The following is a 19,869-nucleotide window of genomic DNA, read 5'->3' as shown; positions in this document are numbered from 1 at the left end:
GTCTCAGGAATAGAACACTATTCTACTGAGCGCAACACCCTACCATGATCCCAGGGGCAAAACCGGGCGGCTCTTCCTTTATTGGGTACTTTCTTTCTGCTGTGCATCGCGCACCAGCGCCGCCAACCTGTAGAAGCCATGCACCATCTTCGAGTAGGGCATCAGCAGGAAGAAGGTCAGCACCGCTCCCAGGTGGATTGCCAGCAGGGGGGAAACGGCCGCCGTTCCACTCGCCGCATAGAGCGCCAGCCCGGTGGCTGCCACCAGGAACAGCAGTAGGACGAAGGCCATCTCGCCCCCCCAAACGCGCACGGCCCCCAGCTCCGGCGCTGCACGCAGCTTTAGCCAGGCAAGCCCGGCCGTGCCGATCATCAACAGGATACCGCCGGGCACGCCCAGCAGCTTGGGTGGCGTGAAGAAGCCGTAGGGCGCCTCCCAGCCCATCACATAGTGCATCAGGGTGGCTGAGGAGGTGGATGCAAAACACAGCAGAAACCCGTAGAGGACAGCCTGATGCAACCAACGCCGTCGATCCGTGTAGCGCGTACCCTGCTCGAAGTTACAGCCCTGCCCCTGGCCGCCGGAAAGATTCCGCAGCTGCGCTGCATCCAGGAACGCGGTCTTCAGCTGCGATAAGCGCACCCTTGCGCCGCCCACTGAACGCCAGTAACGCCTCAGGCTGATCGCAATCGTTGCAAGCGGCAGCAGGAATGCCGGCGCGAAAAGCGCGACCATCAGGCCGTGGGAAAGATAGGCATAGAAACCTCGGCCACTCTCGGGTTGCAGGAACTGAATCAGAGCAAAGAAAAGAGCGAGCCCTGCGGTCAGCAGCAAGGCCATGGTCACGCCACTTTCCTGGAAGCGGCGCGCCAGTCCACCAGGCCAGGCAAAGGTCTCCCAGCTTTCGCTGCGCACCTCGGCCAGAATCTTGGGTATGTTGAGCGCGAACTCGTGCGGCTCGGTGTACTGGCAGGCGTAATAGCAGCCACGGCAGTTGTGGCAGAGATTCGCCAGCTGCGTCAGGTCCCCCTCGGCAAAGAGGCGCTTACGTGTAATGGCGGGAAAGACCGAGCAATAGCCCTCGCAATAGCGACAGGCGTTGCAGATCTCGACCTGACGCCGGGCTTCCTGGATCGCCTCCGTTTCCTGGTCGGTCTCCACCCCCTGTACGATATTAATTGACATGAGCTGCGGCCTCCTGCCCCGCGATGCGCCCGAAGACGGTTCCGATGGTCATGCCGAAGCCGGCCAGGTACCCCTGCCCCAGGATCGAGCCTGCCATGATCTCGCCGGCAGCCCAGATGTTGTCGTACCGCCCCTGGGCATCCGAGACCCGGGCCGTCCTGTCCACCTTCAGCCCCAGGTAGGTAAAGGTCACGCCGGGCCGCAGGGCATAGCCATAGAAGGGCGGCTCACTGATCGGCCGCGCCCAGTTGGTCTTGGCCGGTGAAATCCCCTGTGTGGCAAGCCCGTCCAGCTCGGTCGGGTAGAAATCCCCTTCCCTGCAGGCCGCATTGAAGTGCACCACGGTCTCTTTCAGCTTGTCCGGCGGCAGTTCCAGCTTCTCGGCCAGCTCCTCGATGCTATCGGCCTGGTCGGGCTTGAAGACCGAGGGCATGAAGAGGTCGATGGACCTGGAATCGATAATGGAATAGGCAACCTGGTCGGGCTGCGCCGCCACCAGGCGTCCCCAGATGGCATAGCGCTTGGGCCAGACGTCCTCGCCCTCGTCATAGAAGCGCTCGCCCTCGCGGTTCACCACGATGGAGAAAGGCACGCAGTCCAGGCGCGTGACGATGCCACCGTCGAACTTGGGCGCACGGCCGTCGATGGCCACGGCATGGCACTGGGTGGGATCGCCCACGCTTTCCGCGCCTTGCTCAAGCATGTCGTTGAGAACGACACCCCTGTTATAGGGTGTCCCCCGAATCAGGAAGTTCCGCGCCGACGGGCCCCAGGCTCGGGCCAGCCAGTCGATATCCGCCTGAAACCCGCCAGAGGCCAGAATGACGGCTCGCCCGCGGATGCGGCAGGGCGCGCCGGCGATCTCCGCCTGCACGGCCTCGAAGCGGCCGTCACGCACCTCGACGTGCTTCACCTGGGCTTCATAGGCCACAGACACCCCAAGATCCTCGGCTGTGTTGTAGTAGGCATTAACCAACGCCTTGCCGCCGCCCAGGAAAAAGGCGTTCGTGCGGCTGAGGGACAATGTACCGGACAAGGAGGGCTGGAAACGTACCCCATGCGCCTCCATCCAGGGCAGGCAGTCCTCCGAGGACCGGATCGCCAGGCGCGCCAGATCCTCATCCGTCTCGCCCTTGGTGACCAGCATCAGGTCATCGAAATACTCATCTTCGCCATAGCTGTCCGTCAGCACGGACAGAGGCCCCTTGTGCATGCAGCGAAAGTTGCGGGTGTGCCGAGAATTGCCTCCACGATAGGGCTCGGGAGCCCCTTCCAGGATCAGCACACGACACCCGGCCTCGGCCGCTTCGATGGCGGCACAGAGCGCAGCATTGCCACCGCCCACGACAACGACATCCCAGTCCTGCCGGGAAAGAGATTCGACCTCGGACATCTGGTTACCTCTGACTGGTGGATGGCGGAAGCGATTACTAATGAATTCTAGTGTATACGAATGCATTCATTGAGAGTCAAACCCGGCCCTGCAGTGCCCGAGACTGCGCCCCGAGACTGCACCGCCACAGCGGAAAGCATGAGAACTGTTGAGGTCGCGAAGAAGCGCTGGGTGAGGCCCTATTCCTCTTCGCCCAGCACCAGGTCCTGGCGCATCAGCTTGAGGCGCATGCGCTGGGCATTGCGGATATGGGCGCGGGCGGCCTGGTCGGCCCTGGTCTCGTCACGGTTCTGAATGGCTTGAAGTATGGCGAGATGCTCCGCGTGCGCGGCTTCGAAACGCCCTTCGACCTTCAGGGTCGTGCCACCCAGCAAGGCCATGGAATCGCGCAGACCCAGAAGGGATTTCTCCAGGAAACGGTTGTGTGCGGCGCGGTAGATCGCGGAATGGATCAGGCGGTTGAGATTGGCCAGCTGGTCGGGGTCTTCCGCCACCTCGGTTTCCGAAGCGATGAGGTCCTCCAGTTCCTCCAACTCGGCCGTGGAGGCGTGACGCGCCGCAAAGCTGGCGGCCGTGCCCTCCAGGACCTCGCGCATGTCGTATAGCTCCATGGTCTGCTGATGATCCAGCTTGGAAACGACAGCTCCATTGTGCGGCTCGATGGAGATAAGGCCTTCGGACTCGAGACGGCGAATCGCCTCACGGGCCGGCGTCCGGCTGATCCCGAAACGCTCGGCGATCTCGACCTCCCGCACCCGGGTGCCGGGCGCCATGCCGCCTTTCTTGATAGCATCCTTCAGCTTCTGGTAGGCCGCCTCGCTACGGGAGACCTGATTGCTGTTCTCCATGTCATCCGGTTCCGTTCACTCTGCACCCAATCGCGGCCGCCCTGGCTCGGGACGACGCACCAGCCTGCAGTCTGCCCGGCAGACGCAAACCTTGCCAAGCGCTTTGAGCCATTGGCTGGCGGAAGGGGCTACCCCTCGTGCTTTCCGCCTGTCCTCACCGGCGCCAACAGGGCTTCCACACTGCTGGTCACCACGATGAACTGGGGCCCGGGCCGGGCGATCAGCTCAGGTAGGCGATCCAGATCGGATAGGTTCTCCAGGCGCGTGACCTCACAGCCATAGGCACCACCAATGGCCTCCAGGTCCGGGTTGGTGAAGGTGGTGCCGGTCCAGTGGCCGGGATAGTCCCGCTCCTGGTGCAGCAGGATCGAGCCATAGACCTTGTTCTCCGCCAGGATCACCTTCAGCGGCAGCTTGCGTTCCAGCGCCACGGCCAGCTCGCTGCCGGTCATCAGGAACCCGCCGTCCCCGACGAAGCAGACGACGGGGCGCTCCGGCGCGCGCAGACCCGCCGCCACGGCGGCCGGCACGCCAAAGCCCATGGCGCCCGAGATCGGGGCCAGCAGGCGCTGCGGCGGCTTGAAGGGAATGGCGCGATAGATCGGCGCCCCGAAGCTGCCGGCGTCCACCGTCACGATGGCGTCCTCGGCCAGATGCGCGCCCACGCTCTCCACCACCCGGGCAAAGGCGATGCCGTCCGGCTGCTCCTTGTCCGTGACAGCCTGGATCTTCGCCCGTTCGCTAGCCAGGGCGGACAGCCAGTCCTGGCGCGCCGGCGGGGCCGAATCCGGCTGTCCCAATGCCTCGGCACAACCTACGGGATCGCAGGCCAGCGCCAGGTCGGCGCCGAAGTGAACCCCGATCACATCCGGGTCGGCGTGCACGTGCACCAGCCGCATTTCCGGACGTACCATCTGCGGGAAGGAGAAGCCCTGGCTGGTGATGTCGGACAAGCGTGCGCCCAGCGTGACCAGCAGATCCGACTGCCGCAGCAGCTCCAGCTGGCTGGGTGGATTGGACAGGCCCATGTCCCCGGCATAGAGCGGATGATCGTTGGGAAACAGGTCCTGACGCCGGAAGGAGACCAGGACCGGCAGGTTCCAGGCCTCCGCCAGGTCCTTCAAGGCCCTGCGTCCGGCCTCGTTCTCCAGGCCGCTGCCGGCCAGCAGCAACGGCCGTTCCGCCTCGGCCAGCCAGTCCCGCAACTGCGCCAGTGCGGCGGCATCCGGCGCGGCCTGTACAAGGGCCTGCGGCTGAACCGTGTCGGCCTCCACCTGTGCCGTCAGCACGTCCTCCGGAACGGCGATCACCACCGGGCCCGGCAGGCCGGTCGTGGCAACCTGGAAAGCGCGCAGCAGGGTCTCGGCCATGCGCTTCGGATCGGTCACTTCGGCCGTCCACTTGGCGATGCGCCCGAACATCTGGCCGTAGTCGATTTCCTGGAAGGAATCGCGGCGCACGTCATCCTTGGCCACTTGCCCCACGAACAGGATGAAGGGCACGCCGTCCTGCTGGGCGGTATGCACGGCAATGGCCGCATTGCAGGCCCCGGGACCACGGCTGACGCAGGCCACGCCGGGCCGCCCGGTCAGACGCGCATCGGCCAGCGCCATGAAGCCGGCCCCGGACTCGTGGCGGCAGACCACCGTATCGATCTGCTTGTGCCCGTGCAGGGCCTCCATCAGGCCCAGGTAACTTTCCCCCGGTACACAGAAAAGGCGATCGACCCCCTGGGCGGCCAGGGAGTCGACGGCAAGCTGTCCAACTGTCTTCATGGAATCCGTTTCGTTCTGATCTTGTGGATGTGGCAGGATGACAGGCCCAGGCTCAGATGGCCCGGATCTGGCCGCCATCGACGCGCTGAGTGGTGCCGGTGACAAAGCTTGCACGTTCGGAACAGAGGAAGGCCGCGACCTCGCCGAACTCCTTGGGCTGGCCATAGCGGCGCGCCGGAATTTCGGTCAGGATGGACTTCTGCACCTCTTCCAGGGGGCGCTTCTCCCGTTCGGATCGAGCGGCATCCAGCTGCGCCACCCGGTCGGTATCAATGCGCCCGGGCAGGATTACGTTACAGGTCACGCCATCGGCCGCGACTTCGGACGAGAGCGTCTTGTTCCAGGCCAGCAGCGAGGCACGCAGGCTGTTGGAAAGTGCCATGTTGGGCACCGGCTGCACGGCCGCCGAGGAGGCCACGGTCAACAGCCGTCCCCAGCCGCGCTCCTGCATCGCCGGCAGGCAGCGCGTGGCGGCATGGATCAGGTTGCCCACCATGCGCTCGAACCACAGCGTCCATTCCGAATCCTCGACGCCGAGCGCCGGCTTTGGCGGCGGGCCGCCGCCATTGAGCACCAGCACATCAATCCCGCCCATGACCTGCTCGGCCTGGTCGATCAGGGCATCCACCTGGCTGCGTTCGTGCAGGTCACAGGCGAACCCCGTGACCTCTGCGCCGGTCTCGGCGGCAATCTCGCGGGCCACCTTTTCCGTGTCGGAACGCCCGGAGACGACGACCTGCGCCCCCTCCGCCGCCAAGGCGGTGGCAATGGCGCGGCCCAGCCCCTTGGTCGAGGCGAACACCAGGGCGCGCTTGTCCTTCAGTCCCAAATCCATTGTCTGCTCCTTTGCGTAATTCGTCTGTTTTGCAGGGGCCTCAACGACCGGCAGCATAACCCTGCATGCCGCGGGGATTGGCCCCGGCGCGCAGATAGCGCATGCCATTGCGCGTTTCCTGGGAGCAGGCCGAAAGCCGCCCCTCGGACCAGTCCTCGCCCACGCTTACATCGTGCCCACGCCGCTTCAGCTCCTCCACGGTGGCCTTCGGCATGCGCCCTTCGACCAGCAGAACGTTCGGCTTGGCCAGGCGCGGCCAGAAGGAACTGGGCGGATGCTCGCTGTGGAAGGAGGGCGCATCGATGGCTTCCTGCAGGTTGTAGCCATGATGCAGATGGCGCAGCAGGAAGCTGAGCGACCACTGGTCCTGCTGATCACCACCCGGCGTCCCCCAGGCCAGATAGGGCTTGCCATGCTTGAGCGCCATGGAGGGGGTCAAGGTGGTGCGCGGACGTTTGCCGCCCATCAGCGTGCTGGGCAGCCCGTCCTGCAGCCAGAACATCTGTGCGCGGGTGGAAATCGAGAAACCCAGCTCCGGCACGACAGGACTTGACTGGAACCAGCCGCCGCTGGGCGTGGCCGCCACCATGTTGCCCCAGCGATCGATGACGTCGATGTGGCAGGTATCGCCGCGCAGGGCGCCATTGCTGTCGGTTTCCTCCTCGCCGGCCTTCGAGACCGTGGGCTCGCCCACACCCAGCATGGCGTTCACGTCGATGCTGTTCTCGCTGGCCAGCTCGTAGTCGGGCAGGATCGGCTGGCGCCCGTCCGGCGCACCGGGACGTAACTCCTCGGAGGCCCTGTCGCCCATCAGCTTGCGCCTCTCGTCGTTGTAGGTATCCGACAACAGGGTATCCAGCGGCACCTCGGCCGAATCGCCGTACCAGGCCTCGCGATCGGCAAAGGCCAGCTTGGCCGCCTCGACCACATTGTGAATGAAGTCCGGTCCATCCGGTGGCATCTCGCCCAGCGGCAGATCGCGCAGCAGGGCCAGCTGCTGCAGCATGAAGGGCCCCTGGCTCCAGGGGCCGCACTTGGCCACCGTCAGGCCGTGGTAGTCATAGGTCGCCGGCGCCTCCACCGTGGCCTGCCAGCTGGCCATGTCCTGGCCGGTCAGCAGTCCAGAGTGGCGCTCGCCGGTGGAATCCTTCAGCTCCTGGGTGCGATAGAAGCTGTCGATGGCCTCGGCCACGAAGCCCTCGTACCAGCAGCGGCGCGCGGCCTCCAGCTGTGCATCGCGACTGCCGCCGCCCGCTTCCGCCTCCTCCACGATCCGACGGTAGGTGGCCGCCAGGCCCGGGTTGCGAAACAGGTCGCCTTCCTTCGGATGGCCGCTGGACGAGAGGTAAACCTCCGCCGAACTCGGCCAGTCATTGCGGAACAGCGGCTCCACGGCGCGCAGTGCATTGACGATCTTGGACACCAGCGGAAAGCCGTGTTCGGCATAGAAAATGGCCGGCTCCAGGACCTCGCGCAGCGGCAGAGTCCCATGATCGGCCAACATCCGCAGCCAGGCTCCGAAGGCCCCGGGCACGCAGGCCGGCAACAGGCCGGTGCCGGGCACCAGATCCAGGCCCATGTCGCGAAAGCCCTTCGCCGAAGCCGCCGCCGGCGCCGTTCCCTGGCCGCAGACGACTTCGATTTTATCCCGGCTGGCGGAATAAGTCAGGATCGGCACCTCGCCGCCAGGGCCATTCAGGTGCGGTTCCACCACCTGCAGCACAAATCCCCCGGCCGCTGCCGCATCGAAGGCATTGCCGCCACGTTCCAGAATTCCCATGGCCACGGCTGTGGCTGTCCAGTGCGTGGAGCCGGCAACACCGAAGGTGCCGCGCAGTTCCGGACGCGTCGTGAAGTCTCCTGGCCGTGTCATTGCTCTGTACTCTCTCGTCTCGTTATTGTTGAATTGGCATTCAGTCTGGAACAGCCCTTGGCTTTAGGCGACCTTTTCCAGACTGGCTTCGAGGGAAGATTCGGGGGTATGCTCTTCGGCATTTTGGCTTGCGTCCGGCTCTTCATGCTGCATAATTTCCTGTATACAGACAAGTATATCCACAATAATAGGGAGACTAGATATGTCACGCCAATCCAACCGATTTAATCTTTCCGAGCTTTCCCGCCGCGATGCGCTGCGCCTCGGCGCTGCTGGCGCTGCCGCCGGCAGCCTCGGCCTGCACACCACCAGCGTGTTCGCCCAGCAGAGCCTGCAGTGGGGGTCGTCCTCCCAGGGCTCGACCGGCTATGTCATCATCGAAGGCCTGGCCAACACGGTAAACCGCAACACCGACATCGAGAACGCCTCCATGTCCACCAGTGGCGGCACGGAGAACATGCAGCTGTTCCATGAGGGCGTTATCCAGATGGGCCAGACGACCTCCACCGACTGGCAGCCGGCCTTCGAAGGGAACGACCCCTATCCGGAGCCCATCACGGTCCACCAGATGTTCGCTTACACTCTGTTCAACTGCACGCCCATGGTACGGGCCGACAGCGACATCCAGACCCTCGAGGACCTGCGCGGACGCCGCTGCATGCCCTCTCCGGCCGGCAGCTCCACGGCCACCATGTGGGGTGTCCTCTTCGAGGCCGCCGGCATCCTGGACGATATCGAGTGGACCTACGGCTCCTGGCGTGAAAGCTACGATGCCCTGCGCGGCGATTCCGTGGACTGCATCCCCTCGCTGCTGACCAACGGTCGTCCGTCACCGATCCTTTCCGAGTTGGCCTCGACCACAGAGGTCCGCATCCTGCCGATTCCGGACGAGGTCATGGAAAAGGCGAAGGAACTGAACCCGGGCATCATGTTCGGCACGATCCCGGCCGGCTCCGCCGAAGGTATCGACGAGGATATCCAGGGGGCTTCCTTCTCCGGCGTGCTTGCCGCTTCTCCGGATGTCTCCGAGGAGGTGGGTTACGAAATCATGCAGGCCATCTTCGAGAACACTGATGCGGTCCAGGACCTGGGTGTCCAGTTCAAGGACATCAACCTGGAATTCGGCGCCCAGTACCTCGTGGACGGCTTCCCCATCCACAAGGGGGCTGCCAAGTACTACAAGGAGAACGACCTCTGGTCCGACTCCATGACCGAAGCGGAATAATAACGCTCTCGCTCAAGGAAACAGGACCGCAGGACCCTACATGAAAGGACCCTTTCAGCGTCTCGCCGGCATCTTCACGGATGAGGATGCCGGCGACCCGCGTATCACGCTGCTCTTCGGCCTGGCCGCGATTGTCTTCGTGCTGACGCATGTGGTGCAGGTGCTCACCTACACACTGCCGTCCGGCCAGTTCAAGATCGCGCATGTGGGTGGGGCTGCGGCCCTGATCTTCCTCTTTGCCGCCGCGCATACGAAAAGCGCGGTTTCGAAGATTGTCCACCTGCTGCTCACCATCGTGGCAGCGGCGGCGATCTTCTACATCTTCACCGAACATCATGCGCTGACCAGCCAGCGCTCCTTTCTGCCCAACAGCACCGACATGCTTGTCGCCTGGGTTTTCCTGGGCATATGTCTCTATGCCTCGCTGCGCGAGTGGGGCTGGGTGGTCAGCGCGATCGCCGTCGTGGGCCTGCTCTACGGCTATTTCGGAGATCTCCTGCCCCAGGGCCTGCTCTATCATGGCGGCATCACGCTCAAGCGCCTGATCGGCTATACCTCGATTCCCTACTTCAGCGGCCTGCTGGGCAGCCTGGCCGAGCTTTCGGCCGGAACGATCTTCCCCTTCATGGTGCTGGCCGCTGCCATGAAGATGACCGGCTGCATCGACTTCATCATGCAGGTGGCCTTCCGTATCGGCGGAAAGACCCGCGCTGGACCGGCGCAGATTGCCATCATCTCCTCGGGCATGATGGGCATGGTCTCGGGCTCCAGCGTGGCCAACGCCGCTTCCACCGGTGCGCTGACCATACCGCTGATGAAGCGAGTCGGCTTCAAGCCGGAGTTCGCGGGCGCCGTAGAGGCGGTCTCCTCCACCGGCGGACAGATCACGCCGCCGATGATGGGCCTGGCCGCCTTCCTGATCGTCGGACTGACCGGCATCCCCTATGGCGAAATCATCATCGCCGCCGCCTTCCCGGCACTGATCTACTACCTCTACCTGATGTTCGCGGTGCACCTGCGTGCCGTGAAGTTCGACCTGGATGCCTCGGCCGACGAGACCATGCAGAAGGAACTGGAGGTGGAGCATTCCATGTGGCGCACCTGCCTGTGGAATGCCCACTTCTTCATCGCCATCGCCTACCTGATCACGATGCTGCTGATCACCAACCTGCCGGGGCGCGTCTCCCTGCACGCAGCCGGCATCCTGCTGGGGCTCTATGTTCTGCGCGAACTCGCCTTCCACTGGCGTGGCCTGGCCAACATCATCGTCAACATCATCAAGCTCGGCGCGCGCACCGCCTATGATGCGGCCCTGCGGGGCGCCCAGATCGGCATCGTCGTCGCGGTGATCGGCGTGCTGGTGGAGGTCCTCACCGTCACCGGTTTCGCCCAGAAGCTGTCCTTCTGGATGCTGGAGCTGGCGGGCGGAGACCTGGCCCTGTTACTGATCGTAGCGGCCCTGGCCTGCATCGCCTTCGGGCTCGGCCTGCCGACCTCGGCCTCCTATATCCTGGTCGCCCTGATGGGCGCGCCGGCCCTGGTCGAACTCGGCGTGCCGCTGCTGGCAGCCCACTTCTTCGTCTTCTTCTTCGCCAACATCTCGGCGATCACACCCCCGGTGGCCATCTGCTGCCTGGTGACCTCGAAGATCGCGGACGGCAGCTTCTTCCGAACCAGCTTCATGGCCGTGCGGCTGGGCTTGCCCGGATTCGTGCTGCCCTTCCTCTTCGCGGTCCATCCCGAAATCCTTGGCATAGATGCCAACGTCCTGGATGCCCTGGTGGTTTCCGCCATGGCCCTGTTCGGAGTGATCGCCCTCAACGTGATGCTGGAAGGCTTCCTGTTCCGCCGGCTGCACCTGCTCGAACGACTGCTTCTGCTGCCCGCCGCAGGGGGACTGCTGCACCCCAGCCTCTGGGCGTCGATTGCCGGCCTTGCAATCTTTGCTGCGCTGACCGCCTGGCTCTGGCTTGCCAGCCGACGCCGTCAAGCCGCCCAGGAAGGCTGAGACCCTTGGGCGACCACCGTCAGGTAGCCGCCCAGGGCCGCTGGCAAGCGGAAAGTGACCTCGCCGCTCTCGGCTGATCCGGCAACGGCGGTAAAGCCGGCGGCCGAAAAGCGCTCGACCGTTCTGGAAAGATCACTGGAGCCAAGTGCCTGAACGGCCATCCAGGGCGTCTGGAGACCCTGACTGAGCCAGGGCAACTGCTCTTCGGCCGCAGCAGCGCTGAGAAAGACACAGCTTCCCCGATCCAGCTCCAAAAGGAACTTCCCCTCACCGCAGGCTTCGGAGGGTCGGCCACAGAAGCGGCCGAAGCGAACGGCGGCTTCCTGGGGGTCATCGACCACCAACAACACGGCCTTGAGCGAACGCACGGCATTGTCATGCGCCTTGAAGCGCGGCTGCCAGACGGCCTCCTCGGTATGATGCTCGAGGACCTGGATCCGCCCCTCGGGCATGGTGCCTGGTTTCACACGCAGGACCGTGAAACGGGCCTCCATCTCCTCGCCCTCTGCCCCTTCGACCGGGCGAGTCAGGTTGATCGGCGCATTCGGCGCAAAGCCCTCGCGTTCCAGGTGGGCATGCGCCGCCTCGGCGGAACCGCAGGCCAGCGCAATCAGATGCAGGCCCACATAGCGCTCCACGGCCTGTTCGAACTGCCGCGACAAGTCGGTTTCGCTCACCGCTGTCAGCAGTTCGATATAGCCCTCGTCCAGCATGATGCAGCGGTTGGCCATGCCTGAGGGCACCATGCCATCGGGTGTGCGATTCTGCTGTCGCGTGAAGGGCGTCAACAGGAAACCGGCCGCCTCCATGGCGGCGCCGGCATCCTCCAGAGAGGGCACGAAATGGGCAACGTGATCCAGGAAGATCTGGTCGCGGGCGGGCAGCTGGGTCATGAGGCAGGCGTCCTTTCCGATTAACGGGACAAGGGATGCAGTGACGCTACTCAGGCCAAGGCGCTATAGCCCATCTTGATGGCCGTGAGCGCCAGGAAAACAGCAAACAGGCGGCGCAGGATATTGGGCGAGACGGCATGTGCCAACCGCGCACCCCAGGGAGCGGCCAGGGTTGTCAGCGGCGCAATGATGACAAAACCCATCAGGCTGACGTAACCCAGTGAGAAAGGCGGAAGCCGCGGATCGCCCCAGCCGGAGGCCATGAAGGTCAGCGCGCCCGGCAGGCTGATCAGCAGGCCGAAGAAGGACGAGGTGGCCACGGCATTGCGCACCGGGTAGCCGCAGGAACTCAGCACCGGCACCGTGAAGGTTCCACCGCCGATGCCGATCAGCGAGGAAACAAAACCGATCAGCAGCGGAATCGGTTGCGCCTTTACCCCCCTGGGCAGGCCGGAAAAGAGCTGCGTGCCTTCCTTGCGCACCGTCAGGTAGATGGCAACCGTCATGGCCACGATCGCGAAGAACAGGGACAGCTCCTGGCTGTCCAGGAAACGCGCAATCAGGCCGCCGGCCACCGCACCCAGGGCGATGGCCAGGGCCCAGCGCTTCGCCAGCGTCCAGTCGATGGCGCCCTTTCGATGATGCGCCCGGGCCGAGGACAGCGAGGTCGCGACAATGGTCATCAGGGATGTACCCACGGCAATATGCATGCAGATAGCGGGATCCACCCCGACCAGCAACAGACTGCTGAACAGGACGGGCACGATGACGATTCCGCCGCCAACACCCAGCAGCCCGGCCAGCATACCCGCCGCCACGCCGGCAGCGGCCAATGCGGCGATCAGGTAGGTGAAATCCATCAAGTTGGCTTCCAAGACTGAGTGTCTCCGGGGTCGTTTTTTGATCTTCAGGTCAGCATGCCGAACAGGCATAATCTATCTGACCAGCCGGATCACGGATTTCCCTTCAGCCTCAAATGGCATGCCATTCTGGGCGCGCGCCCCCTTAGGTCAAGCACCTGTATCAACGGGGCGACTCTTGAAAATACGGGGTTTGAAGAAGGTGGAAGGAAGTTGACAAGACCGGGGTGCGGTTGCAGGATTATCACCATATTGCATACACTATTGCGTACTGAGGATCATGTCGAAGGATAGCGAGGCCCGCTCGACACGCGGCGCGTCGGTCGAGCGGGCCTATACCGAGATTCGCCAGCGTGCGATGACCTTTGCGCTTCGGCCTGGGGAGCGGATCAACGAGCTTCAGTTGGCCAAGGAGTTGAATGTCAGCCGCACGCCGCTGCGCGAGGCGCTGAACCGCCTGACGGCGGAAGATCTGCTGACCTTTTCGGTGAACCGGGGCTTCTCCTGCCGTGAACTGGACGCCAAGGAGATCTTCGATCTCTACGAGCTGCGCGAGGAGCTTGAGGTAGGCATCGTGCGCCGGGTGGCCGAGCGGGCGAGCCGGGCGGAACTCGAGGAGGTCCTGGACTTCCTGCACGAGACGGCGGAGCTGTCGGATCCCACCGACTTGGACCGCATGGTGGCGCTGGACATGAAGTTCCACGAGTGGATGGCGGACCTCAGCCGCAATCGGCAGATGCTGGAGACCCTGAAGAGCATCAACACGCGCATCTACTTCGTGCGCTGGGTGGACATGACCGACACGCGGCGTGATGTCACCCAGGGCGAGCACCGCCAGGTGGTACAGCACCTGCTGGACGGTGAGGCCGAGGCCGCCGAGGCGGTCATGCGCCAGCACATCACACGGCGCATGGACCAGATCGTCGAGATGCTGAAACGCGGCTACGCCTACATCTACGTGACACAGGCCATGAACGGCCCTGCGAACCACGGCTGAGTGGAAGACCCATAACAAGAAGAGAGTGGACCCTTGACCACGGACGACAAGACCAACCGGATGACGGGGGCGGAAGCCTTCGTGCGTGTACTCCAGCAACATGGCGTGAAGCACATCTTCGGGCTGTGCGGCGACACCAGCCTGCCGCTCTACGATGCCCTGTACCGCCTGGACCACGGGATGACGCACATCCTGACACGCGACGAGCGTTCGGCCTCCTACATGGCCGATGTCTATGCACGCCTGTCGGGACGGGTCGGCGTCTGCGAAGGCCCCAGCGGCGGTGGCGCCACCTACATTCTGCCGGGCCTGGTCGAGGCGGACGAATCCTCGATTCCCGTGCTTGGGGTCACGACCGACATCGGCGTGGGCGGGCGTGGCAAGTACACGCTCACCGAACTGGACCAGGAAAGCCTGTTCCGACCGGTGACCAAGTGGAACAGCGTGATCGACCAGGGCGAACAGATTCCCAATACCCTGCGCCAGGCCTTCCGGCAGATGACCACAGGCAAGCCCGGTGCCGCGCATATCGGCCTGCCCTTCGATGTGCAGAGGCAACCGGTCAACCAGGACTCCGTCTGGGCCGATGAGACCTTCGGCCATTACCCGGCCGCCCCCCAGACGCCGGACAGCCACAGCCTGGATGCCGCCGCCGACCTGCTGGTCAAGGCCAGGAACCCGATCATCATCTGTGGCGGCGGTCCGCTCAATGCCGGCGCCAGCGGCGAACTCACCGCCCTGGCCGAAGCCCTGGGCGCGCCCGTGGCCAGCTCCATCAGCGGCAAGGGCGTGATTTCGGAGCAGCACCCCCTGGCCCTGGGCGTCGTCGGCAGCAACGGCGGCACCATTGCCGCGCGCGAGGTGATCGATGCGGCCGACCTGATCTTCCTGGTGGGCTGCCGTGCCGGTTCGGTCACCACCGAACGCTGGCGCCATCCCCAGGCCGGCAGCTGCAAGATCGTGCACCTGGATGCCGATCCGGGTGTCATCGGGGCCAACTATCGCACCGATGTCGCCGTCATCGGCGATGCCCGCCCTGCGCTCAAGGAACTGCTGGACCGCGTCCAGGCCGAAGCCGGCGACCGCTCGACACAGCGCCAGGTCGCCGAGCGCCGAGCGGCCGAACTCTGGAAAGCCCGCTATGCCGACTTCGATCGCCTGGCTGCCCTGGACGACGACCTGATCCGGCCCGAGCGAATCGTGCGCGAGATGCAGGAACTGCTGCCGAAGGATTCGGTCATCGTGGCCGACCCCGGCACGCCCTGTCCCTACATCTCAGCCTACTACCGGCTGGAAGAGGCCGGCCGCCGCTTCGTGTCGAACCGCGCCCACGGGGCGCTGGGCTATGCCATGCCAGGTGCTCTGGGCGCCTGCTATGCGCGGCCGAACGCCCGTGTGGTCGCCTTCGTTGGCGACGGCAGCTTCGGATTCAACGCCGGCGAACTGGAAACCCTGGTGCGCATGAAGGCGCCGATCACCGTGGTGGTGGCCTCCAACGCCGTCTATGGCTGGATCAAGGCCGGACAGAAGAGCGGCTTCGGCGAACGCTACTTCTCGGTGGATTTCGATCGCACCGACCATGCCAAGGTGGCCGAGGCTTTCGGGCTGAAGAGTTGGTCTGTGAAACAGCCCGGAGATCTGCACGGCGCCCTGAAAGCCGCCTTCGAGGCCGAAGGACCGACCCTGGTGGACGTCATCACACAGCCACTGCACGAGGCCAATGCCCCCGTCAGCGAGTGGGTGGCATAACCGTCCTCTCCTGAAACAGGAGTCTCATTCCTCGTCCGCAAGCTCGGTCTCGATCACGGACGAGGAATGCAGCGTCTTGTGAACCGGGCACTTGTCCGCAATCTCCAGCAGGCGCTGTCGCTGTTCGTCGGAAAGGTCGCCCTCAAGCCGGACAGACCGGCGGAAGACATCGACCTTCCCGTCCTGCGTCTCGCACTCCGCGCAATCCTCGGCGTGCCGCTTGTCGTGGCTGATATCCACGCTCACATGTGATAGCGGCCACTCCTTGCGGCGGGCATACATGCGGATGGTCATGGCCGTGCAGGCGCCCAGGCCTGTGGAGAGGAACTGATAGGGGCTGGGACCGGCCTCTGTGCCTCCGAAATCGGCGGGTTCGTCGGCCGCCAGCTGGTAGCGGCCGTCCACCACGATGTCCTGCCGGAATCCCTTGGGATCGGCCTCGCTGACACGCACCACGCCTTCCGGCGCGTCTGCTGTAGGCTTCAGGGTCGGCAGCTTCAGGTAACGTTGTGACCAGGCACCGATCACCTCGGCCACATACTCCGCATCCTCTGCCTTGCTGATCAGGTGATCGGCATCATCCAGGGTGATGAAGGACTTGGGGTGCTTCGCGGCCAGGAAGATCTTGCTGGCATTCTCGATACCGACAATCCTGTCCCTTGGCCCGTGCAGGACCAGCAGGGCACGGTCCAGCTCCGCGATGGACTGGGCAAGGCCGCTTTCCTCGATGTCCTCGATGAACTGTTTCGTCAGGACGAAGGGCCTGCCGCCAAGTTCGACTTCTGCCTCGCCCTTTTCCCGGATCGTATCCAGGTCCGCACCGATGTGGCTCAGGACATGCGCCGGCGAGGCCGGCGCCGCAATCGTGACCACGGCCCGGGCGGATGCGATCTCGGCGGCGGCCTTCAGGACCGCGGCACCGCCCAGGGAATGCCCGATCAACAGATCGGGCGCCAGGTCGATTTCCTCCAGCTCGCGCGCCGCCAGCACAAGGTCCTCGACGTTGGACGAGAAATTTGTGTTCGCGAACTCGCCCTCGGAGTGACCCAGTCCGGTGAAGTCGAACCTCAGCACCGCGAAACCCAGGGCTGACAAGCGCGCCGCGATGCGCCTAGCGGCCGCCAGGTCCTTCGTGCAGGTGAAGCAGTGAGCGAAAAGCGCAACCGCCCGGACTTCTCCGTCCGGACGGTCCAGGCGTGCCGCCAGCTTTTCACCAGTATGACCCGTGAATTCCAGTTTCTCGACTTTCATGACCTGGCCCTTCTCTCCTGCGGCATTTCTGTTCTCTTCATATGGGAACATGCAGATGGCCGTCGCAACAGCTGGCTGTCCTAACCTGGATCAATGCGGCTGCATACAGAACATTCAGACTGAGCCGAGTCACCTCTACGTTATATGCGCTTCAAATGCATTTTTTCATCACAACCACCACATGGGGAGTAATGGCAATGAGGAATAGAACAACAGTCATGAGGGCGATGCTGGCCTCGGTCGTCCTGTTGACAGGGACCGGAATGGCCATGGCACAGGGATCCGGTGCCTCCCCCCAAGGCGCCTACGGTATGCATTACTGGGGCCCAAATCATGGCGCACAAGGCTGGTCCGGGCACCCGATGATGGGGTCCGGACAGGGCTACGGCATGATGCGCCCCGGCTATGACATGGGACCAGGCCACAATGGTTATGGCCGCGGTTATGGATCTGGTTATGGTTCCGGGCAGGGCTATGGCCCGGGTCCCGGATACGGCCCGGGTCCCGGATACGGCCCGGGTCCCGGATACGGCCCGGGTCCCGGATACGGCTCTGGGCCTGGATACGGTCCGGGCTATGGACCAGGACCGGGCTATGGGATGGGCCCTGGAATAGGCGGAGGGCCGGGCATGATGCAGCCGCCGGGCGATCCGCTCTCAACCGACGACGTACGCCTGATGATGGAACACCGCCTTGCCTGGCAGGGCAATCCCAACATCAAGATTGGCGAGATCGAAGAAGCCGACGACAACCGAATCACGGCGGAAATCGTCACACAAGACGGTTCGCTCGTCCAGAAGCTGGAGATTGACCGGAAAACCGGCTTCATGCGCCAGGTGGAATAACCGGAGATCCGGAATTTCTGCACGCGACAGACCTGCGGAACCTGTTGGTTTACCGATCCATCTATCGCCGGTAATGCACCTGCAGACCGCGGGTCAGTTCCTTCATGTGCTCTTCCGTCAAGCGCTCCTGGGCCAGGGGGAAGACCGTCATCTCCAGCCAGGCCACGTGACGCTTCTGGGTTTCCGCAAAGCTTTCGCTGGTCAGTTTTACCCTCTGTTCGAGGCCTTCACTCGGAGTCTGCCCATATTCCGTCAGCAAGCCCGCCAGGCGCGCGGCCATGCTGCGGTCCAGGCCGTGCTCCAGGACCAGTTGAGCTATCGGGCCGCTGACGGCGTCCCCGACGAAGCAGGCCGCCTCCAGCAACGGGAAGAACCTCCGTTCCATCCAGTCCAGATGCGAGGAATAGTCCCAGCGCAAATAGGGCACCAGGATGGGAATGCTGTGCTGGGCCAGTCGGGCCGCATTCAGCGCAATGATCTCCAACTGGGCACAGACCCGCAGCAGACGGGCGTTCTCGGCGGCCAGATGATCCAGGGGCCGCTCGAAGAGGCGCGTGTCCACCGGCGCCAGCAAAAGCGCGCCGGGAGCGGCAGGGTTGCTCCCCGTCCCCTTCCCCCAGCCGGCGCCCATCATTCCCGAAAGCCTCCCTACTGCACCAGGGGCGATCCGGCCGCCTCGATCTCCAGGCCCTCGATATCCGCCTGGCCCGCCAGGATCGAGATGTACTGCCGTACGGCACGCCGCCAGGCCTGTTCCTGCAGATAGGCGGCAATCGTCTCCTTAGCCTCCTCGAAATCGATCTCCTCGCCACCTTCCCGGGCTTTCACGTCGACCACGTGATAGCCATAAGGGGTTGGCACGGGGATCGGGATCAGCTGCCCGGGCACTGCTTCGTACAGGAAGGTTTCGAACTCCGGAACGGTCTGGCCCTTCATGACCCAGCCCAGATCGCCGTCTTCCTCTTTCGAGGGACAGGCGGAATGCTCCCGGGCCAGCGGCCCGAAGCGCTCCGGTGTTGCCAGCAGGATGTCCAGCAGTTCCTGCGCCTGAACGCGGACCGACTCCCGCGCGATCTCCTCCTCGGGCGAAGCCGGCAGCAGGATATGCGCCACCTGGAAACGGTCCGGCTTACGAAAGCGGCTCTTGTTGTTGTCATAGAACCGCCGGCAGGCTTCGCGGTCCGGCTCGGGAACCTGCAGCTCCTGCTTCAGCAGGGCGTCGATCTGCCGCTCCTCCTCCGTGGACTCGTCCTCCTCGCCCGTTGGAGCCGGCGCCACGACCGCCTGCTGATCGGCCTGCTGTATCAGCAGTTCGCGCACCACCAGGGCCATGGCGGCATTCTCCCAGGCCTCCTCGCGGCTGTCGGCCGGATGGTACTGCATTTCGCGGCCGATGGTCTCCTCGCTGATCTCGCTGCCATTGACCCGGATCATCCTGCACCTCCCGTCTTGCGGCTGCGCACGACCTGATAGTTGCGTGTCAGATATCCAAACGGCGCGCTCCAGATATGGACCAGGCGGCTGAAGGGGAAGACCAGGAAGACCGTCAGGCCCAGGAAGATGTGCAGCTTGAAGACCCAATGGGCACTGGCAACCAGGTCTGCGGCCCCGCCCTGGAAGGTCACGATCATCTGCGCCCAGGCCATGAAGGCCATCATCTGGTCGCCTTCGGGATGACCCAGCGAGATCGGGATCGAAATCAGGCCCAGGATCAGCTGGGCGTAAAGCAGGAAGAGGATGAAGAAATCCATCTTTGTGCTGGTCCCGCGAATGCGCGGATCGGTCAACCGCCTGTGGATCAACAGGGTCAGGCCCGCAAAGCACATGATGCCGAAGATGCCGCCCACGACGATGGCCAGCATCTGCTTGGCGGCGTGCGATATGCCGATCGCGTCGAAGATGACGATGGGGGTCAGCAGTCCGACCAGGTGGCCGAGGAACAGGCCCAGGATCCCGATGTGAAAGAGATAGCTGCCCCAGGCGAACTGGCGCTTGCGCAGCAGCTGGCTGGACCCCGACCGCCAGGTATAGGGGTCGCGGTCATAGCGGATCAGGCTGCCGATCAGGAAGACCGCCAGCGCGATATAAGGATACAGGCCGAAAGCGGCGTCGTTCAGGTATTCGCTCATGGC

General features: G+C 64.1%; 18 protein-coding genes. 6 read left to right on the top strand and 12 right to left on the bottom strand.

Going from position 1 to position 19,869, the window contains the following annotated elements; translation table 11 throughout:
- Positions 1-78: 78 nt before the first annotated feature.
- From tcuB to BP38_RS0107915, 6 genes are all read right to left on the bottom strand, one after another.
- The gene (gene tcuB / locus BP38_RS0107940; RefSeq protein WP_026987290.1) at positions 79-1,185 is read right to left on the bottom strand and encodes a tricarballylate utilization 4Fe-4S protein TcuB; all 1,107 of its coding nucleotides are present in this window, start codon (positions 1,183-1,185) and stop codon (positions 79-81) included.
- A complete protein-coding gene (gene tcuA / locus BP38_RS0107935) occupies positions 1,175-2,578 on the bottom strand; it encodes an FAD-dependent tricarballylate dehydrogenase TcuA (RefSeq protein WP_026987289.1) in 1,404 nt (467 codons plus the stop codon). Before tcuA ends, tcuB begins: the two co-directional genes overlap by 11 nt.
- Before the next feature lie 179 nt (positions 2,579-2,757).
- Complete coding sequence (locus tag BP38_RS0107930) at positions 2,758-3,426, bottom strand: GntR family transcriptional regulator (RefSeq protein WP_026987288.1); 669 nt, start codon at positions 3,424-3,426, stop codon at positions 2,758-2,760.
- A 128-nt stretch (positions 3,427-3,554) separates the two neighbouring features.
- Positions 3,555-5,201 (bottom strand): thiamine pyrophosphate-binding protein, encoded by a 1,647-nt coding sequence (locus tag BP38_RS19670; RefSeq protein ID WP_035724339.1) that lies wholly within the window; start codon positions 5,199-5,201, stop codon positions 3,555-3,557.
- A 52-nt stretch (positions 5,202-5,253) separates the two neighbouring features.
- A complete protein-coding gene (locus BP38_RS0107920; protein WP_026987287.1) occupies positions 5,254-6,036 on the bottom strand; it encodes an SDR family oxidoreductase in 783 nt (260 codons plus the stop codon).
- 40 nt (positions 6,037-6,076) lie between these two features.
- A complete protein-coding gene (locus BP38_RS0107915) occupies positions 6,077-7,909 on the bottom strand; it encodes a gamma-glutamyltransferase family protein (protein WP_026987286.1) in 1,833 nt (610 codons plus the stop codon).
- 202 nt (positions 7,910-8,111) lie between these two features.
- Between BP38_RS0107915 and BP38_RS0107905 the strand changes: the two genes are divergently transcribed.
- On the top strand, positions 8,112-9,134 hold the full coding sequence (locus BP38_RS0107905) for a TAXI family TRAP transporter solute-binding subunit (protein WP_026987285.1): 1,023 nt from the start codon (positions 8,112-8,114) through the stop codon (positions 9,132-9,134).
- A gap of 40 nt (positions 9,135-9,174) precedes the next feature.
- The gene (locus tag BP38_RS0107900; RefSeq protein WP_026987284.1) at positions 9,175-11,142 is read left to right on the top strand and encodes a TRAP transporter permease; all 1,968 of its coding nucleotides are present in this window, start codon (positions 9,175-9,177) and stop codon (positions 11,140-11,142) included.
- Here the strand turns inward: BP38_RS0107900 and BP38_RS21690 are convergent.
- Together BP38_RS21690 and BP38_RS0107890 are read right to left on the bottom strand one after the other, a co-directional pair.
- Positions 11,121-12,035: a VOC family protein gene (locus tag BP38_RS21690; RefSeq protein ID WP_051609117.1), complete on the bottom strand. Its 915-nt coding sequence runs from the start codon at positions 12,033-12,035 to the stop codon at positions 11,121-11,123. The two genes, BP38_RS0107900 and BP38_RS21690, sit on opposite strands and share 22 nt — an antisense overlap.
- A 50-nt stretch (positions 12,036-12,085) precedes the next feature.
- Complete coding sequence (locus BP38_RS0107890) at positions 12,086-12,910, bottom strand: sulfite exporter TauE/SafE family protein (protein WP_211250264.1); 825 nt, start codon at positions 12,908-12,910, stop codon at positions 12,086-12,088.
- A gap of 265 nt (positions 12,911-13,175) precedes the next feature.
- Here BP38_RS0107890 and BP38_RS0107885 point away from each other — a divergent pair, with 265 nt between their 5' ends.
- On the top strand, positions 13,176-13,892 hold the full coding sequence (locus BP38_RS0107885; protein ID WP_051609116.1) for a GntR family transcriptional regulator: 717 nt from the start codon (positions 13,176-13,178) through the stop codon (positions 13,890-13,892).
- 33 nt (positions 13,893-13,925) lie between these two features.
- Positions 13,926-15,641: a thiamine pyrophosphate-binding protein gene (locus tag BP38_RS0107880; protein WP_026987281.1), complete on the top strand. Its 1,716-nt coding sequence runs from the start codon at positions 13,926-13,928 to the stop codon at positions 15,639-15,641.
- 24 nt (positions 15,642-15,665) lie between these two features.
- Here the strand turns inward: BP38_RS0107880 and BP38_RS0107875 are convergent, their stop codons facing one another.
- Positions 15,666-16,892 (bottom strand): bifunctional alpha/beta hydrolase/OsmC family protein, encoded by a 1,227-nt coding sequence (locus tag BP38_RS0107875; RefSeq protein WP_026987280.1) that lies wholly within the window; start codon positions 16,890-16,892, stop codon positions 15,666-15,668.
- Positions 16,893-17,297: 405 nt separating this feature from the next.
- On the opposite strand from BP38_RS0107875, the gene BP38_RS0107865 reads away from it, so the two are divergent.
- Both BP38_RS0107865 and BP38_RS22550 read left to right on the top strand, forming a co-directional pair.
- Positions 17,298-17,507 carry a hypothetical protein gene (locus BP38_RS0107865; protein WP_026987279.1) on the top strand — a complete coding sequence of 70 codons (210 nt, stop codon included), beginning with the start codon at positions 17,298-17,300 and terminating at the stop codon, positions 17,505-17,507.
- Between the two features lie 14 nt (positions 17,508-17,521).
- Entirely contained in the window at positions 17,522-17,737 is a 216-nt protein-coding gene (locus tag BP38_RS22550; protein WP_026987278.1) for a hypothetical protein, read from the top strand.
- Positions 17,738-17,798: 61 nt separating this feature from the next.
- Here BP38_RS22550 and BP38_RS0107855 read toward each other — a convergent pair whose 3' ends face one another.
- The 3 genes from BP38_RS0107855 to narI are packed head-to-tail and all read right to left on the bottom strand — an operon-like array spanning position 17,799 to position 19,866.
- Entirely contained in the window at positions 17,799-18,371 is a 573-nt protein-coding gene (locus BP38_RS0107855; RefSeq protein ID WP_026987277.1) for a hemerythrin domain-containing protein, read from the bottom strand.
- A gap of 14 nt (positions 18,372-18,385) precedes the next feature.
- Positions 18,386-19,171: a peptidylprolyl isomerase gene (locus BP38_RS19660; RefSeq protein WP_035724246.1), complete on the bottom strand. Its 786-nt coding sequence runs from the start codon at positions 19,169-19,171 to the stop codon at positions 18,386-18,388.
- Positions 19,168-19,866 (bottom strand): respiratory nitrate reductase subunit gamma, encoded by a 699-nt coding sequence (narI, locus tag BP38_RS0107845; protein ID WP_026987276.1) that lies wholly within the window; start codon positions 19,864-19,866, stop codon positions 19,168-19,170. Before narI ends, BP38_RS19660 begins: the two co-directional genes overlap by 4 nt.
- Between the last annotated feature and the right edge of the window lie 3 nt (positions 19,867-19,869).

The organism is Fodinicurvata fenggangensis DSM 21160 (genome assembly GCF_000686045.1).
Taxonomy (GTDB): domain Bacteria; phylum Pseudomonadota; class Alphaproteobacteria; order Kiloniellales; family DSM-21159; genus Fodinicurvata; species Fodinicurvata fenggangensis.
This window is presented reverse-complemented; position numbering and strand designations above follow the sequence as displayed.

Bases quoted from the DNA above. Each gene is read 5' to 3' on its own strand.
- tcuB (WP_026987290.1), bottom strand. From the start codon at position 1,185: ATGTCAATTAATATCGTACAGGGGGTGGAGACCGACCAGGAAACGGAG.
- tcuA (WP_026987289.1), bottom strand. From the start codon at position 2,578: ATGTCCGAGGTCGAATCTCTTTCCCGGCAGGACTGGGATGTCGTTGTC.
- BP38_RS0107930 (WP_026987288.1), bottom strand. From the start codon at position 3,426: ATGGAGAACAGCAATCAGGTCTCCCGTAGCGAGGCGGCCTACCAGAAG.
- BP38_RS19670 (WP_035724339.1), bottom strand. From the start codon at position 5,201: ATGAAGACAGTTGGACAGCTTGCCGTCGACTCCCTGGCCGCCCAGGGG.
- BP38_RS0107920 (WP_026987287.1), bottom strand. From the start codon at position 6,036: ATGGATTTGGGACTGAAGGACAAGCGCGCCCTGGTGTTCGCCTCGACC.
- BP38_RS0107915 (WP_026987286.1), bottom strand. From the start codon at position 7,909: ATGACACGGCCAGGAGACTTCACGACGCGTCCGGAACTGCGCGGCACC.
- BP38_RS0107905 (WP_026987285.1), top strand. From the start codon at position 8,112: ATGTCACGCCAATCCAACCGATTTAATCTTTCCGAGCTTTCCCGCCGC.
- BP38_RS0107900 (WP_026987284.1), top strand. From the start codon at position 9,175: ATGAAAGGACCCTTTCAGCGTCTCGCCGGCATCTTCACGGATGAGGAT.
- BP38_RS21690 (WP_051609117.1), bottom strand. From the start codon at position 12,035: ATGACCCAGCTGCCCGCCCGCGACCAGATCTTCCTGGATCACGTTGCC.
- BP38_RS0107885 (WP_051609116.1), top strand. From the start codon at position 13,176: ATGTCGAAGGATAGCGAGGCCCGCTCGACACGCGGCGCGTCGGTCGAG.
- BP38_RS0107875 (WP_026987280.1), bottom strand. From the start codon at position 16,892: ATGAAAGTCGAGAAACTGGAATTCACGGGTCATACTGGTGAAAAGCTG.
- BP38_RS0107865 (WP_026987279.1), top strand. From the start codon at position 17,298: ATGACATGGGACCAGGCCACAATGGTTATGGCCGCGGTTATGGATCTG.
- BP38_RS22550 (WP_026987278.1), top strand. From the start codon at position 17,522: ATGATGCAGCCGCCGGGCGATCCGCTCTCAACCGACGACGTACGCCTG.
- BP38_RS0107855 (WP_026987277.1), bottom strand. From the start codon at position 18,371: ATGATGGGCGCCGGCTGGGGGAAGGGGACGGGGAGCAACCCTGCCGCT.
- BP38_RS19660 (WP_035724246.1), bottom strand. From the start codon at position 19,171: ATGATCCGGGTCAATGGCAGCGAGATCAGCGAGGAGACCATCGGCCGC.
- narI (WP_026987276.1), bottom strand. From the start codon at position 19,866: ATGAGCGAATACCTGAACGACGCCGCTTTCGGCCTGTATCCTTATATC.